Genomic DNA, 16,276 nt, shown 5'->3' on the forward strand with positions numbered 1-16,276 from the left:
TGATTTTGATCTGAATTGGTTGTCAAATAGATGGGATAAAATTATAAAAATAATTATTAATACTATAGTAATTATATAGGATTAATAAATTATTTGTCTTTTTCAACAAGAACTACTTCATATTTTTCTTTGCCGTCAACTTGAACGGGTTGATAATAAGTTTCTCCAAATTTTACATATTTTACATCTCCAATCGTAACTTCTTCGCCGCCTTCTGGTAAATTATCAACTATTGTTCCTGCTGTTGGAGGCACAACCTTATAAGTATTGCCGTCTTTTTCATAATAAGTTCCTCCATAGTAATAATTATTTACTGTTCCTGTATTAACAGTTTGTGCTCCGCTTGGAATATTATTAACAGTTCCTCCAACTGGAGCCGGAACAGCCGTATAACCTCCGTTAGAAGGTGCATACCAAACTCCCTGATCATAATGATATTGTGAACTTTCGACGCTTACTACTATTGCTGTAACCGCTAAAGTTGCTACAAAAAATCCCCAAGGATGCCATGTTGGTCCATAGTAATAAGGTCTGTAAGGATGAAAATAATATGGATTATAAGCATGATATCTATAACCGCCATATACATACGGAGGACGTGCATACACAACAGTATTCCTTCTCACGACAGTGTTTCGGTTATTATTTATCGTTATATCTCTACTTCGGTCAACATTTCTGGTATTGCCGCTTATGTTTGTATTTATGTTACCTGAATTTCTGGTGTTGTTAGAATTTCGGTTTGTTGTATTGTTTCTGTTGTTAATACTAGTGTTCGAACTATTTGTAGGTCTGGTTACTTTAGTTCCCGAGCCATTAGATCCAGGTCTAGTTACTGCTGGTTTGTTTGTAGAAGGTCTGTTTACAGCTGGTCGGGATTGGTTTGCGGGTCTTGTTGCCGCAGGCCTTGTTTGAGTTCCTCCACTCGGTCTATGAACTCCTCCGCCATTTCCTCCAACTCGTCGCTGCGCCATGCTGTCAATAGAAATCAAAAAAAACGATCCAGCTAAACAAGTTAGTACTGCTTTTCGTATTGTTTTATTTATATTTTTCATTTTCAGTATTTTAAGTTAGATAAAGTTATTAAAAAAAAGAATTTGTATTTAAGATTTAGGCAAGTATTTTTGATTTAAAAAATAGAATATTCTTACAATGAAATATCCCATTGTATTCTAAAACGCCAGCCTTGTTCAAGTGGTAAAGTTTTGTCCTGAAAACTAAAATAACTTACTTCAGAAGTTAGTTTATTTTTATGGCCTTTAAAAAACCAATTAAAAGCCAATGTCGACTCATCTTGTCTATTTTGTCTTATTGAATTATCTGGTCTGTAAGCAGCATGTCTTCCTGCCATTTCCAAATGTTTTGGCCACCAATCGAAAACATTATGAAAGAAATATCCAGCCTGAACATAATATCCTTTTAGCGTTGTTGTTTCATTATTGTTTAATTTATCAATAATTTCTTTGGTATGCCATTCGCTCTGCCAAGAAAAACCACGGTACATAAAAGCCGTTTCTACATTCCATTGATTAACTCTATATTGACCTGGCAAACCATTTTCGTATCCTTCTAAGGAACCTCCGCCAGCTTGAGAAAAACGAGTGTATGGACTTCTATTTGTTATGGCTGAAAAAGCAATAATTGGTGTAAGTTTTTCGTGAAATTCTAAATCACAGCCTTCAAAATCCAAAAATCGACCCAAGAAATTCCATTGCGCTCTTCCAAAATACATTAAATGGCTGTCATCATTTACCGAACTTCCTCGTCCAGTTCCTGTCAGCGCAGCCGCCCAGTAATTAAAGTCAGCTATGCCGCTGCCTTTCAAATGTCCGTAAACTTCGACTCCCAATTGTCTGTCTACTGTAAACGGACGATTAATTAAAGACCGCTCCGCCATTTGCTGTTCGCCGCTGCTAATGAAACGTTCGCGGGTAAATTCTGTTTTCCATTGCCCGACTTTAAAACTCAGCCACTCCCATTTTTCGATCATAATTCTAAAGTCAAGTAAATTGGACTGGCTTAGTTCGTATTCCCAATAATATTTTAACCACGGTTCAAAAGCGTGGCCGCCGACTTTTAATCTGGCACGATTTATTTTAAAAACCGTTTGCGCATCTTGAGCATAATCATCGTAAGTAACTGGATCTGCATCGTAAGGAGTAGAGAAACGAAACTGAAATCTGCTTTGTAATTGAAATAGAAATTTATTATCTCGTGTTTGTAATTCGATTCCCTTGTTGCCATAACGAACAGTCATCAGTTTTGTAGTGTCTTTTTCATGCTGTGAAAAGCCTTTAAAACCAATTAATAGTATGAGAATTAATAACAGAATGATAGGGTTTCGATTTGTTGGGTTTTCTTTATACATATAGTTGGATTGATTTGTATAAAAGATTCTTAATTGCTTCAAAATTAATTAATAAAAAATCTGAAGCAGGTAGTTTAAGTGCCTGAAGTTGTTTCATATTATAACTTGCAACCTTAAAAATTGAATTTTTGACTTTATGTTTTTAATTATGTTTTTGAAGAATGAAACAAAATTGAAATTATTTGTTTTTGTAAAAAAGCACCTTTTTAAACTATAATATTTAAATTTGCACCCAAAATAACAACAACACACTCATGTATAAATTGATAATTCGTCCGATACTTTTCTGGTTTGATCCTGAAGAAGTGCATTACTTTACTTTTTCATTTGTTAAATTCATTTCAAAAATCCCAGGAGTTTCGTCAATTATAAGATCAATTTATGAAGTAAAAGATTCTCGATTAGAAAGAGAAGTTTTCGGAATTAAATTCAAAAATCCAGTTGGACTTGCAGCAGGATTTGATAAAGATGCAAAGTTGTACAAAGAACTTTCTGATTTTGGTTTTGGTTTTATTGAAATTGGAACCGTTACGCCGGTTGGTCAGGAAGGAAACCCCAAAAAACGTTTATTTCGTTTAAAAGAAGATCAGGCAATTATTAACCGAATGGGTTTTAATAATGGCGGTGTTTTGGAAGCTGTAGAACGTTTGAAGAAAAATTCTGGAGTTTTAATTGGAGGAAATATTGGAAAAAACAAAGTGACTCCAAACGAAAATGCTGTAGACGATTATATCATTTGTTTTGACGCTTTGTTTGATCATGTAGATTATTTTGTAGTCAATGTAAGTTCGCCAAATACACCAAATTTAAGAGCTTTACAAGACAAAGAACCTCTAACTGCTTTGCTGCAGACTTTGCAAAACAGAAACATTGAAAAGCAGAAAACAAGTACGCAGAAAGTAAAACCAATTTTATTAAAAATTGCTCCAGATCTTACAGATGAGCAGTTGTTAGATATTATAGATATTGTGAAAACTACGCAGATTGCAGGAGTAATTGCAACCAATACTACAATTTCAAGAGATGGTTTACAATCTGCAAATCAGTCAGAAATGGGAGGTTTGTCTGGAAAACCATTGACAAAACGCTCAACAGAAGTAATTCGTTTTCTTTCTGAAAAAAGCAATAAAGCATTCCCAATTATTGGAGTAGGCGGAATTCATTCTGCAGATGATGCGATCGAAAAACTAAATGCAGGAGCAAGTTTAGTGCAATTATATACAGGTTTTATTTATGAAGGTCCAGCGCTGATTAAAGCAATCAATAAAAAAGTTTTAGGGCAGTTGTAAAAGAAGCGCCTGAAGAATTAATCCGACTATTATCGCGATTCCGAAACTAATTAAAGTGCCAATCATCACGTATTCGGTAAGCTTGCGGTCTTTGGCTTCTTTTAAATCTCCAAATCTAAAGATAGATTTTGCGGCCAATAAAAACCCTATTGCTTCAAAATGAGCAGTTAGGATAAAACAAAGTATAAATAAACGTTCTAATATACCAATGTAATTTCCTGCACTGGCTAGGGAATTGTCTTGATGGCTGTTTTGACTTTCGGGACTCCAAATCGAAATAATGGTTTTTATGAAAATAGAAGCCGGTTTTGTTACCAATAAAATTCCGGTGATTAAAATCCAGAATTCATTCATAACCCAAAAGTCGATAATGCCATTATTTTCGTAAAGCATTACAACGGCAATTAAAATAATAACGTGTGCAATTTGGTCTGCAACAAACCAAGTTCGCTTTGTTTTTGCTTTTTGAAAATTCAGTTTAATTAAATCGATGATACCGTGGGTAACGGCAATTAAAACAGCGTAAGGTATAAAACTGACTTTTCCAGCCACAAGGGCAGCCAAAACTCCGTGAAGTAAAATATGAACATACAAGTAAATACTTTTATGTTTTTTAATTTCTTTATCGGCTACCCAAGAATTAGGCTGCCAGATAAAATCTCCGAGTAAATGAGCTAAAAGCAGTTTTATAAATAAAATCATGAGGCTGTAAGTTGTTTTATTTCTTTTCTAAAATAACGATCTAAATTCATAACCAAATCAAACTGAGCTCGTTTTTGTCTTCGGCTTACCGCAGCTTGGTTTATGCCTAGTTTTTGCCCTAATTCTTCTTGAGACAAAGTAGGATTTTCTATAGCAGCAGCCACAAATTCTGCCGATTGTACCAGCCAGCTGTCCATAAAAGTTAAGGCTAACTGCAGCATTAAATTTAGTTTTTCGTCAAAACTATTATCTCCCGTTCGAAGCGCTAATGTAACTTTCTGTTTTTTTAAAGTCTCAAAAAGTTCTCCAGAGTGTATAAAGGCAGAACCATTACTTTCGGATATTCTTTTGGCATTATGAGTTTTATCTCCAAAACCAATACTCATTCTCGCATCTGATTTTATAGCTCGTAAATGCGCTTTTACCAAAATGGCAGCTAATAAAGCATCTTCTGGATTTTGAACCTCTATTTGAAATTCATCTCCGCGGTAAACCTCCCATTTATTAGGTGTTGATCCAAATGGAGCTAAGATGTTTTTTAAATCATCAACCCAATGATCTGATTTTTGCTGTCTTGAACCAATTATATCGCCTGTAATTACGCTAGTCATAATCAAATATAATTAAAAAATAATAAACTTTGTATTACAAATATAAGTAATAAAATTAATTATTACGCTTTTTGGTAATATTTTAAATTATTACGGTTTTCGGTAATAATTATTTCTATTACCATATTAGGTAATAACTGTATTATCTAAAATTATCTTTTATTTATTTAAAAAAGAAACTAACTTAGCCTTTTACAAATGAGTAAGCTTTGAATAAAGAAATAAAAATTATTGAATGCCCTAGAGATGCCATGCAGGGCATTAGGGATTTTATTCCGACCAAAAATAAAGTATCCTACATACAAGCTTTGCTTAGAGTAGGCTTTGATACTATTGATTTTGGAAGTTTTGTTTCTCCAAAAGCTATTCCGCAGATGCAGGATACTGCCGAGGTTTTAGCCCAGCTTAATTTGTCTCAAACATCAAGTAAACTGCTTTCTATAATTGCCAATACACAAGGAGCGGTTAAAGCATCAGAATATGAGCAGATTCAATATTTAGGATTTCCGTTTTCTATTTCCGAGAATTTCCAGATGCGTAATACACATAAAACGATTACAGAATCTTTGGTTACGCTGGAAGAAATTTTAGAAGTTGCTTCTAAGAAAAACAAAGAAGTAGTTACCTATCTTTCAATGGGTTTTGGAAATCCTTACGGAGATCCTTGGAATGTTGAAATTGTAGGTGAATGGACAGAAAAACTTGCAGGAATGGGAGTAAAGATTCTATCACTTTCAGATACTGTTGGGAGTTCTACGCCAGATGTTATTACGTATTTGTTTTCGCATTTAATCCCGAAATATCCTCAAATAGAATTTGGTGCTCACCTGCATACAACACCAGAAAGCTGGTTTGAGAAAATCGACGCGGCCGCAAAAGCAGGCTGTACTCGTTTTGACGGTGCAATACAAGGTTTTGGAGGCTGTCCCATGGCAACCGATAAATTAACTGGAAATATGCCGACAGAAAAACTAATTTCTTACTTTACTGCTAATAAGAAAATTACAGGTTTAAACGCTCTAAGTTTTGAAAGTGCTTATAATGAAGCTTCAAAATTGTTCGGAAAGTTTCATTAAAAAATAGTTATTTTTCTTACCTTAGATAATGATTGTAAGCATTAAGCGTTACATTTATTATTATATAATTTTTGTCATGAAATCGAATTCTTCGCGTAAAATTTCAAGCATAATTCTTTTGGCTTTTTTATTTTTTTCCTGTTCAAGTGATTTGGATTTTGATCAGGTAAAAGATTTGAAGTTAGAACCAGTCCTTGTAGCAAACCTTGCTTATTTTGATATTCCTGCTAATCAGCTTATAGATGATGGCGGAACTAATGTTGCTTTTGATACCAGAAGCTTTGACGTTTTTAAAGATAGTTTTTTTACCAACCGTTTGAAGAAAGCAGAATTTAATTTCGAAATTGAGAATAATATTGATCGAACTTTTGTTGTGAATCTGCTGTTGATGAACGATGATAATCAAATATTACAAACTATCTCTTATACCGTTCCGGCTTATCAAGGAACGACGAATGTTATAAAATATCCGACAGAAGTGTTTGAAAACGAGCGATTAAATCTTTTAAAGCAAACCACAAAAATCGGTTTTGTTGTTATAATTGCCGCTGGGCCGCCATTAAATAATGAAAGTTTAGGAAATTTAAAATTGAGATCAAGTGCAACAGCTTATTTAGTGATCGAATGAGAAAAATATATCTGATTTTCTGTATCGTTTTTCAGCTTTCTTGTTTTTGTCAAAATAAAGAACTGTTGTATAATTTCACTTCTATTCCGCAATCGTCTCTTGTAAATCCTGGAGCCGACGTATCGTATAAATACTATTTTGGTTTTCCAGTTCTATCTGGAGTTTCTGCCAATGTAGGTTCTAACAGCTTTTCGGCGTATGATTTATTTGCCGATAATGGAGTAGATTTTAATCAAAAAGTTCGAGACGTAATTAATAGATCGTCTAGTAATGATAAAGTAGTAACCAATCAACAGTTAGAAATATTCTCTGGTGGATTTAGAGTTGGAGGCAGAGAAAGCCGTTCGTATGTTTCGTTCGGATTGTATCAGGAATTTGATTTTTTTATGTACGTTCCAAAAGACCCGGCTTTATTGGCGTTAAACGGAAATAGAGATTACATCGGAAAATCATTTAATCTGGGAGATATAAGTGCTAAAGCTGAGGTGCTTTCTGTATTTCATGTCGGATATCATAAAAAAGTAAGTGACAAATTTGTTTATGGAGGACGAGCCAAAATCTATTCAAGTGGTGCAAATGCTACTTCGACAAAAAATTCAGGTTACATTTATACAGGACAAACTGCTGGAACTCCAAATTTATACAATCAAATCATTTCTTCCAATTTGGAATTAAAAACTTCTGGAATTTCTAAATTCACAAAAGATGAATACGAAGGAAATGTAGCCAAAGACATTGCGCATAATACCTTCTTTAACGGAAGTTTAGGACTCGGATTAGATGCTGGAATTACCTATTATATTAAAGAAAATTTACAGCTTACAGCAAGTATAGTTGATCTAGGTTTTATAAGGCAGACAAAAGATATTGAAACACGAACCTACAAGGGAACGTATCAATACAATGGTGTAAATCCCGATTTTATGGGTACTGATAACCCAGAAAATGTTTTTGATGAATTTAAAGAAGCCATACCAGAAGAGACACTTTATAACAAATATACAACTTGGCGTCCTACAAAATTTTATTCCTCAATTCAATATTCATTTGGAGAAGCGCGTCCAGATGACGAATGTAATTGCAGAGGACAAGTCGAAAAATATTATAAAAATGCAGTAGGAGCACAGCTTTTTGCCATGACAACGCCACGTGAACCTTTAGTTGCTTTGACTGCTTTTTATAGAAGAAATATTTTTAGAAAATTAGATCTAAAGGCGACTTATACTTTTGATACATTTTCAAACAAAAATATCGGATTAGGACTGGCGGGAACAATTGGTTCGGTCAATCTTTATGCTTTGGTAAATAATATTCTCGAATACAAAGATTTGTCCAAAGCCAGAAGCGCGGCATTCCAGATCGGAATAAATTTTGTATTCCAAGATCGAGAAGATTAATTAAAAAAAAAATCAATTTTCTAAATTCCAAATTACAATTTGATTTGGAATTTGGGATTTCAAAAGATTGGAATTTGAAATCATAAATTTGTAAAACTATTCTTGTAAAGTTAAATTTATGAATAAGTTAGTATTCAAGTTTCCAATTTATTCACTATATTTGCACGCAATTCAACTAGAAATTGCAACATGATAGCACACAACTCCAAGATTATCGGCGAAGGTTTAACTTACGACGATGTATTATTAGTACCTAACTACTCGAATGTGCTTCCCCGCGAAGTGAGTATCAAATCAAAATTCTCAAGAAACATTACATTAAACGTTCCGATTGTATCTGCTGCTATGGATACTGTTACCGAAAGTGCAATGGCAATTGCTATGGCGCAAGAAGGCGGAATAGGTGTTTTACATAAAAATATGACTATCGAACAACAGGCAGGAAAAGTTCGAAAAGTAAAGCGTGCTGAAGCAGGAATGATTATCGATCCGGTAACATTACCAATGAACTCTACAATCGCTGACGCTAAAAATGCCATGAAAGAATTTGGAATCGGTGGTATTCCAATCGTTGACGAAAACAAAATCCTTAAAGGAATTGTTACCAATCGTGACTTACGTTTCGAGAAAAATGGAGCAAGACCAATCGCTGAGGTTATGACAAGCCAAAATTTAGTAACTGTTTCTGAAGGAACTTCATTAGAGCAGGCAGAAGTGGTATTACAAGGTCATAAAATCGAAAAATTACCAGTTGTAAACGAGAAAAACGAATTAGTTGGTTTAATTACGTTTAGAGATATTACAAAACTGACTCAAAAACCAATCGCTAACAAAGATTCATTTGGTCGTTTAAGAGTTGCTGCTGCTATTGGAGTTACTGGAGATGCAGTTCAAAGAGCTGAAGCTTTGGTAAATGCAGGTGTAGATGCAATCATTATCGATACAGCGCACGGACATACAGAAGGTGTGGTAAACACATTAAAAGAAGTAAAATCAAAATTCCCTCAAATAGATGTTATTGTTGGAAACATCGCAACACCAGAAGCTGCTAAATATTTAGTAGAAAACGGTGCTGACGGTGTGAAAGTTGGAATCGGTCCTGGTTCTATCTGTACTACACGTATTGTTGCGGGTGTTGGTTTTCCTCAATTCTCAGCAGTTTTAGAAGTTGCTGCAGCTATTAAAGGAACTGGAGTTCCAGTTATTGCTGATGGTGGAATTCGTTATACAGGTGATATTCCTAAAGCAATTGCTGCCGGTGCTGACTGTGTAATGTTAGGGTCATTATTAGCAGGAACAAAAGAATCTCCAGGTGAAACTATCATTTTCGAAGGAAGAAAATTCAAATCTTACCGCGGAATGGGGTCTGTTGAAGCTATGCAGACAGGTTCTAAAGATCGTTATTTCCAAGATGTTGAAGACGATGTTAAAAAATTAGTTCCAGAAGGAATTGTTGGACGTGTTCCTTATAAAGGTGAATTAAACGAAAGTATGCTTCAATTTATTGGAGGTCTTCGTGCTGGAATGGGATACTGTGGTTCAAAAGATATTCCAACTTTACAAGAATCTGGACGTTTCGTTAGAATTACTTCAAGCGGAATCACTGAAAGTCATCCACATAACGTAACTATTACAAAAGAAGCTCCAAATTATTCTAGATAATTTTTAGTTTTTTATATAAAAGCAAAAGGCGTAAGATTTAGTTCTTACGCCTTTTTTAGTTGTTAATCTTTAAAACTAATACCATTCTTTTTTAATTCTTCTAATAATTTTGGAATGCTGCTTGGACCAATTCCATGCCAAGATAAAATTTCTGCTTGACTATACTTAGATAAATCTTCGACCGTATTTATATTTTTACTTTCTAAAGCTCTTCGAGCGGGAGCTGATAGAACAGATAAAAGTCCTGATTTTGGTTTTCTCTGCGCTTCGCAAATAGGACAAGTAGGGCAGTCACTAGTTTTGGTATAGCGATGCCCTTTTTTGCAAGTTCTATTATTTTCTGAAGAAGTCATTTTTGAATTTATTCTTTTGATTTGTACTTACTAAATTTAGCATTCCATCCATCTTCTGAATAAGATTCCCCATGAATTCCATCGCTAAGTTCAACGATGTTTTCCCCATTTACTGATATTTGAATATTGTTTTCAAAATCAGCCAATTCTTGTAATGAAAAAAGAAAATTATGAATTGCTGTATCAATACTTTTAATAATAATTTCTTTGATTAACTCTTTTTGTGATTCATTAAATTTACTAATTTCAGTTTGTATTTTTAAATTTGAAGGCGCTTTAGATTTATTGTTTAAAAGGGTTTCTGCATTTTCAATTCCATTGTCTCTTAAATTTTTAACTAAGAATTCTCCAAAAATATCGAGCGATTGTTTTGACATTTTAATCTTTGATTATAGTTTCAATCTTTCAAAATTATTGAAAAATACTCAAATTAATTTCATAATTATTAAAACCTGCTATCTAAAATATCTTGTGCAACAATATCAGAATGCAGTAAATCTTCCATTTTCTTCGTCATACGCTGTGCTTCTAGAGCATAACCAAACATCTTTTTCTCGTAATCAGCAATTGCATCGTCAATTGTTTCGAATTTTCCTTCGGTTAGGTTTTTAGTTAAATGATAAGCATCAAATAATCCCATGTTTACACCTTCACCTGCAAACGGCGGCATTAAATGCGCTGCATCGCCGACAAGAGTAATGTTAGAATGTTGTTTCCAAGGTTCTTCTAGTGAAAACAATCTTAAAGGTAAACCTGAAAATTCACTAGAAGCAGTAAAGAATTTTTTATAATCGTCTCCCCAGTTTTTAAACTTTTCGTTTAAAAATGAAATTACAGCTTGATCATCTTCAAAATCAATTCCGTTGTTCAGAATCCAGTTTTCATCGGCTTTAAAAGAAACCCCGAAATGTACTGATCCATCTCGCATGGTATGGGTGTAAAACATTTTATGATCACCCATTGCCATCACATTTCCGTTACCATACTTAGGTTTAAATTCAGGATACTCTTGATCTGGATTTGATATTTCTCCCTGAATTATATAGGTTCCAGAAAGCTGCGGTTCTTGATCGCTTACAAATTTTCTAGCATTCGATCTTCCTCCGTTTGCCACAATTACGAAATCAGCGACTGCAGTTTTTCCATTTTTGAATTCTAAAAAATATTGATTTTCAGTTTTTTCAATATTAATTAATTGACTGTTCCAGACAACTGTATTTTCTTCAAGATTATCCAGCATTATTTTTCGGAGATCATTTCGGTCAATTTCTGGGCGTGAAAAAGTATTTGTTTCATCTGGCATTTCGTCAGATGTTATATTTCCGTCCATATCGGCCATTTTTTCGCCAGTCGGTCGGGCATATTTAAGAAATTCCTCCATTAAGCCTGCTTTTTGAATTGCCAACTGACCAGAATTTGAATGTATATCAAGCGTTCCGCCCGAAGTTCGAGCTTGAGCATTTATATCTCTTTCATAAACCGTAACATCGGCACCATTTATTTGTAAAATTCGGGCAGTTGTAAGTCCAACAGGACCGCCGCCAATAATGGCTATTTTTTTATTTTCTATAATTGAAGTTTTCATTTTATTAAAATTGAATTTAATATGATATTGAAATTTAAAATTGCATTTTGATAATGTTAAGGTGTCAGTGCTTTTAAAACCAAATTAAAAGTTTCATTTTTTAGATCGTCATTAAGTACAAAAGATTTTCCAGACATCGATTTTCCCTCTCTATGAAGTTCTAAAAGAGAATAAAGTGAACCGTAAGCAATGCTCCAAAAAACTTCAAAAGTGACAGGAACAAGTTCTTTTTTTTCAATTGAAGAAAGCATAAATTGTGACATAGTTTGTTTAAATTCGCCGGTAATTTCTGCTAAAATTGCATCACCGTAAGTAGAGTGTTTCAAGAGTTCAAAACAAGTTGCTTCTAAAGTAAAATTAAGCAGGAAGTCAATCCGATTTTCCCATTGATTTCTCAATCCGTCTTTAAAAGACATTTCTGGAGAAAACCCGTTAAGCATTTTATTGAAAAGATTACTGCCAATTTCAATTCCAATCTTCCGGATCAAATCTTCTTTATCTGAGTAGTAAATGTAAAGCGTAGCAACAGAAACCCCACATTCTTTTGCTAAACGGTTCATTCCAAAACCTTCAACGCCTTGCTTAACAATCATTTCTATTGCTTTCTGTTTTACAATTTCTTCTTTGTTAATATCTCTTGTCCTCATAATTCTAAATTAATTATGATGCAAAGATATAAATAAATAATAAATGAACGATCGCTTATTTATTATTTTTATAGGTGCAGAGAGACAAGGGTGCTGAGGGACTGAGGTTTTATTGGTGGTTGATGGTTGGTGGTTGATGGTTGGTGGTTAATGGTTGGTGGTTAATGGTTAATGGTTAATGGATAATGGATAATGGATAATGATTGGTTATTGATTATTAAAGGTTGATTTGTTCGTGGTTGATGATTTTGTTTGAGGTTTTGTGCGATTGGCTATAATCAATTGAATAGGCTCCAGCTTTGGCTGGAGATTTTGGAAAAAATAGGGGAAAGGCTTTAGCCGAATACTTTGTAATTTTGAAAGGCATAAAAAAAGTCAGCTGAAACAATATTTAATCGTTTCAGCTGACTTTTTTACTAAATAAATATATTTTACATAGTTTTTGTTGGCTCGGCTTCTCTTAGATTTTGATTTTCTAGGATCTCTTTTAGAAATGGTTTTACCTGAGTTTCAATTTCCGATTCTGATATTTTTAAAGCTTCGGGATCAGTGGCTAATTTTAGCCAAGGTTTTGGTCCGTCAAAATCATAGCTTCCAAAAACTACAACTGGAGTTCCTTTTACTTTTACATTTTCCTTGTCTTTTAAAATCCATTCATCAGCAAATTTGTAAAGGTATTTAGCATCTTTCTCTAATAATCTTAAACAAGAATGCGAGGCAGGATAACCTGGCAGTTCATATTGGTGAAAACCAACTCCAAGTTTATTTTCGATATTGAAATTCCATTTCAAATCCCATTCGTCATTAAATGTACTGGTAGTTTTTTCTGCTTTCCAATTCGTGAAAAATAGTCCAGTTGGTGTAGGATCTTTTTTTCTTCCCATATTTGTTGGCCCTGTGTAAACTAACTCGCCATTTTCGTAAGCGGCAAAAGTTTGTGTCGGATATGAAAAAAGAATAATCTTGGAAACTTCCTGTAAAGCTGAAACATGCAATGGAAATGGAAGATAATATACTAAATCGCCAGTAAAATCTCCAGGAATTACAACAGAATCTAGTTTTTTAAAGTTGGCTTTATCAGTCCTGTTTAGTGCATATACAATATCCATTTTACTGCTGTCAGCTTCATTAATTTTCAGCCAGTCTTTACTGTTTTCAACTTTATATGTAATAGCAGATTTGGGTTTTTTATACTCAATTGCTTTTTTAGTAGTTTTGTTATTTTCTGTTAAATTGATTGTGTCGCTTTTTTTGCAGGAAACTGCTAAAGTCAATATCAAAATAAGTAACGCGTTTGCTGTGTAATATAACTTTTTCATAGGTTGTATTTTTATGATTGTAAAGTTATAAATGTGATAGCTGAAAAGGGTTACATAATTTTTTGAATTGTTTGTTTGATTTACATTTGAGTGAAACCTATAATTAAATCAAACCTTTTATTTTAGCATGTTGTAAAAGCAAAATAGTCTTAGCATCTGTAATTTCTCCAGATTCAATCATTTTGTAAGCTTCATCAAAAGTATATTCTAAAACTTCGATATTTTCCTGTTCGGCATCTAATCCTCCTCCAGAACTTACTTTCATACTTTCGTCATATTCTCCAACGAAAAGATATAAAATCTCAGTTACAGATCCAGGTGACATATAAGTTTCGATCACTTTTTGGACTTTTTTTAAGCGATATCCTGTTTCTTCTTCTGTTTCACGAATTATAGCTTGTTCAGCATTATCTTTATCCAAAAGTCCAGCGCAAACCTCAATCATCATTCCAGTTTTGTTTCCGTTAAGATAAGTTGGTAAACGAAATTGTCTGGTTAGTATAACTGTTTTTTTAGCAGAATTATATAATAAGATACCAGCGCCATTCCCACGGTCATATACTTCTCGTATGTGCGATTCTATTTTTTCGTTTTCCTTTTTATAGTTAAAAGTAACTTTATTTAATACATACCAGTTATCTGATAATAACTTGGTTTCGGTAATCTCAATTTCTGGATTTTTTCTCATATCAATATTATTCAAAAAAAACGCCCTGATTATCAGAGCGTTTTTAAATGTATTATTTTGTTATTGTTTGTTTTCTATCAGGTCCAACCGATACAATTTTGATTGGCACTTCGATTTCTTTCTCAATAAACTCAATATATTCTTTTAGCTCAACAGGTAATTGATCGTAAGTTGTAAGTCCTGTTAAATCTTGCTTCCATCCTTTAAACTCTTTGTAAATTGGAGTAACATTTTCTGGTTCAATGTTGTAAGGGAAATGAGAGATATTTTGTCCTTTGTAGTTGTATTCAGTACAAACTTTTAAAGTTTCAAAACCAGAAAGTACATCACCTTTCATCATCATTAACTGAGTAACTCCATTTACTTGTACAGCATATTTTAATGCTACTAAATCTAACCATCCGCAACGTCTTTGTCTTCCTGTTACAGATCCAAATTCGTTACCAACTCTTGCCATTGTAGCACCAACTTCGTCAAAAAGTTCAGTTGGGAAAGGTCCGCTTCCTACACGTGTAACGTAAGCTTTGAAAATTCCGTAAACCTCTTTGATTTTGTTAGGAGCAATTCCTAGACCAGTACAAGCTCCAGCAGCAGTAGTGTTTGATGAAGTTACGAAAGGATAAGTTCCGAAATCAACATCTAATAAAGATCCCTGAGCACCTTCGCAAAGAATAGATTTACCAGCTTTTTGAGCTTGGTGCATGTATTCTTCACTATCAATAAAATCTAATTTTTTAAGCTCTTCAATAGCTTCGAAGAATTCTTTTTCTAATTCAGCTAAATTATATTGAATATTAACGTCGTAAAAAGCAATCATAGCTTCGTGTTTGTCTGCTAATGCTCTGTAACGCTCTTTGAAGTCTTCTAATTCGATATCTCCAACACGCAAACCATTTCTACCAGTTTTGTCCATGTAAGTTGGTCCAATACCTTTAAGTGTAGAACCAATTTTTGCTTTTCCTTTTGATGCTTCAGAAGCAGCGTCAAGCAAACGGTGTGTTGGTAAAATTAAATGCGCTTTTCTAGAAATGATCAATTTACTTTTGATGTCAAGGTTGAATTTTTCTAAACCTTCAATTTCTTTTTGAAAAACTACTGGGTCAATTACAACACCATTTCCGATGATATTTACTGAATTTTTATGAAAAATTCCAGAAGGAATTGTTCTAAGTACGTGTTTAATTCCGTCAAATTCTAATGTATGTCCTGCATTTGGTCCTCCTTGAAAACGTGCAATAATATCATAATTTGAGGTAAGAACGTCAACAATTTTTCCTTTACCTTCATCTCCCCATTGTAATCCTAGTAATAAATCTACGGTCATTCTGTTTTAATTTGCGTTGGGACAATCTAAGTTGTCCTACTGATTATGTAGTTAATTTTTCTTTTTTTTATTTTTTTTGAATAATTCCTTTCTGGATTATTGTTTTTCTTTTTTGTTTCCGTAGAAATAAAGTGAGTGATTCGTAATTTCGATATCAAATATTTCTTCGATTGTTTTTTTGATGGTTTGAATTCTTGGGTCACAAAATTCAATTACTTCGCCAGAATCAGTCATGATAATGTGATCGTGCTGTTTGTCGAAATATGATTTTTCGTAGTAAGCTTGATTTTGCCCAAATTGATGTTTTCTAACCAAAGCACAGTCTAACAATAACTCAATCGTGTTGTACAAAGTAGCTCTACTCACACGATAGTTTTTGTTTTTCATTTTGATATAAAGATTTTCTATGTCAAAATGTTCCTCGCTGTCGTAAATTTCCTGAAGTATAGCATAACGCTCAGGAGTTTTGCGATGCCCTTTTTGTTCAAGATACATTGTAAATACGTTTTTTACAATTTCTTGATTTTTAGTGTTGTCAGTTGAAATGAGTGTCATATCCGGCAAAGATAAATTTTTATTTTTAATCAATAAAAGTTTCGGGTTTAAAGTTTAGTTATAAAACCCTTA

At 33.6% G+C, this 16,276-nt stretch carries 17 protein-coding genes; 5 read left to right on the forward strand and 12 right to left on the reverse strand.

Annotated features, from left to right (window positions below):
* Window positions 1-89 precede the first annotated feature (89 nt).
* Together QE431_RS05575 and QE431_RS05580 are read right to left on the reverse strand one after the other, a co-directional pair.
* Window positions 90-1,055: a DUF6515 family protein gene (locus tag QE431_RS05575; RefSeq protein WP_307293595.1), complete on the reverse strand. Its 966-nt coding sequence runs from the start codon at window positions 1,053-1,055 to the stop codon at window positions 90-92.
* 92 nt (window positions 1,056-1,147) lie between these two features.
* Window positions 1,148-2,368 (reverse strand): OprO/OprP family phosphate-selective porin, encoded by a 1,221-nt coding sequence (locus QE431_RS05580; RefSeq protein WP_307293599.1) that lies wholly within the window; start codon window positions 2,366-2,368, stop codon window positions 1,148-1,150.
* A 254-nt stretch (window positions 2,369-2,622) separates the two neighbouring features.
* Here QE431_RS05580 and QE431_RS05585 point away from each other — a divergent pair, with 254 nt between their 5' ends.
* Window positions 2,623-3,657, forward strand: coding sequence for a quinone-dependent dihydroorotate dehydrogenase (locus QE431_RS05585; protein WP_134140677.1), 1,035 nt, complete (start codon window positions 2,623-2,625; stop codon window positions 3,655-3,657).
* On the opposite strand, the gene QE431_RS05590 is transcribed toward QE431_RS05585, so the two are convergent.
* Both QE431_RS05590 and QE431_RS05595 read right to left on the reverse strand, forming a co-directional pair.
* Entirely contained in the window at window positions 3,643-4,359 is a 717-nt protein-coding gene (locus QE431_RS05590) for a DUF3307 domain-containing protein (protein WP_057119154.1), read from the reverse strand. The two genes, QE431_RS05585 and QE431_RS05590, sit on opposite strands and share 15 nt — an antisense overlap.
* Entirely contained in the window at window positions 4,356-4,970 is a 615-nt protein-coding gene (locus QE431_RS05595; RefSeq protein ID WP_307293604.1) for a hypothetical protein, read from the reverse strand. The genes QE431_RS05590 and QE431_RS05595 overlap by 4 nt, the downstream gene beginning before the upstream one ends.
* Before the next feature lie 209 nt (window positions 4,971-5,179).
* Here QE431_RS05595 and QE431_RS05600 point away from each other — a divergent pair, with 209 nt between their 5' ends.
* The 4 genes from QE431_RS05600 (at window position 5,180) to guaB (ending at window position 9,733) form a co-directional block, all read left to right on the forward strand.
* Window positions 5,180-6,046 carry a hydroxymethylglutaryl-CoA lyase gene (locus tag QE431_RS05600; RefSeq protein WP_307293607.1) on the forward strand — a complete coding sequence of 289 codons (867 nt, stop codon included), beginning with the start codon at window positions 5,180-5,182 and terminating at the stop codon, window positions 6,044-6,046.
* A 76-nt stretch (window positions 6,047-6,122) separates the two neighbouring features.
* On the forward strand, window positions 6,123-6,674 hold the full coding sequence (locus tag QE431_RS05605) for a hypothetical protein (RefSeq protein ID WP_307293610.1): 552 nt from the start codon (window positions 6,123-6,125) through the stop codon (window positions 6,672-6,674).
* Entirely contained in the window at window positions 6,671-8,071 is a 1,401-nt protein-coding gene (locus QE431_RS05610; RefSeq protein ID WP_307293612.1) for a DUF5723 family protein, read from the forward strand. The genes QE431_RS05605 and QE431_RS05610 overlap by 4 nt, the downstream gene beginning before the upstream one ends.
* A 189-nt stretch (window positions 8,072-8,260) precedes the next feature.
* Window positions 8,261-9,733 (forward strand): IMP dehydrogenase, encoded by a 1,473-nt coding sequence (gene guaB, locus QE431_RS05615; RefSeq protein ID WP_057119143.1) that lies wholly within the window; start codon window positions 8,261-8,263, stop codon window positions 9,731-9,733.
* Window positions 9,734-9,795: 62 nt separating this feature from the next.
* Here the strand turns inward: guaB and QE431_RS05620 are convergent, their stop codons facing one another.
* The 8 genes from QE431_RS05620 to QE431_RS05655 form a co-directional block, all read right to left on the reverse strand.
* Window positions 9,796-10,086: an RNA polymerase alpha subunit C-terminal domain-containing protein gene (locus tag QE431_RS05620; RefSeq protein WP_134140685.1), complete on the reverse strand. Its 291-nt coding sequence runs from the start codon at window positions 10,084-10,086 to the stop codon at window positions 9,796-9,798.
* 8 nt (window positions 10,087-10,094) lie between these two features.
* Complete coding sequence (locus QE431_RS05625; protein ID WP_057119139.1) at window positions 10,095-10,463, reverse strand: DUF6547 family protein; 369 nt, start codon at window positions 10,461-10,463, stop codon at window positions 10,095-10,097.
* Between the two features lie 68 nt (window positions 10,464-10,531).
* Entirely contained in the window at window positions 10,532-11,671 is a 1,140-nt protein-coding gene (locus tag QE431_RS05630; RefSeq protein WP_307293621.1) for an NAD(P)/FAD-dependent oxidoreductase, read from the reverse strand.
* 56 nt (window positions 11,672-11,727) lie between these two features.
* On the reverse strand, window positions 11,728-12,318 hold the full coding sequence (locus tag QE431_RS05635) for a TetR/AcrR family transcriptional regulator (RefSeq protein ID WP_057119134.1): 591 nt from the start codon (window positions 12,316-12,318) through the stop codon (window positions 11,728-11,730).
* 431 nt (window positions 12,319-12,749) lie between these two features.
* Window positions 12,750-13,637: a L,D-transpeptidase gene (locus QE431_RS05640; protein WP_307293626.1), complete on the reverse strand. Its 888-nt coding sequence runs from the start codon at window positions 13,635-13,637 to the stop codon at window positions 12,750-12,752.
* 103 nt (window positions 13,638-13,740) lie between these two features.
* On the reverse strand, window positions 13,741-14,325 hold the full coding sequence (locus QE431_RS05645; RefSeq protein ID WP_057119130.1) for an NUDIX domain-containing protein: 585 nt from the start codon (window positions 14,323-14,325) through the stop codon (window positions 13,741-13,743).
* Between the two features lie 52 nt (window positions 14,326-14,377).
* Entirely contained in the window at window positions 14,378-15,649 is a 1,272-nt protein-coding gene (locus QE431_RS05650) for an adenylosuccinate synthase (protein WP_057119127.1), read from the reverse strand.
* 96 nt (window positions 15,650-15,745) lie between these two features.
* Window positions 15,746-16,204 carry a Fur family transcriptional regulator gene (locus tag QE431_RS05655; protein ID WP_057119866.1) on the reverse strand — a complete coding sequence of 153 codons (459 nt, stop codon included), beginning with the start codon at window positions 16,202-16,204 and terminating at the stop codon, window positions 15,746-15,748.
* Window positions 16,205-16,276: the final 72 nt, after the last annotated feature.

It is taken from the genome of Flavobacterium sp. SORGH_AS_0622, from assembly GCF_030818825.1.
Taxonomy (GTDB): domain Bacteria; phylum Bacteroidota; class Bacteroidia; order Flavobacteriales; family Flavobacteriaceae; genus Flavobacterium.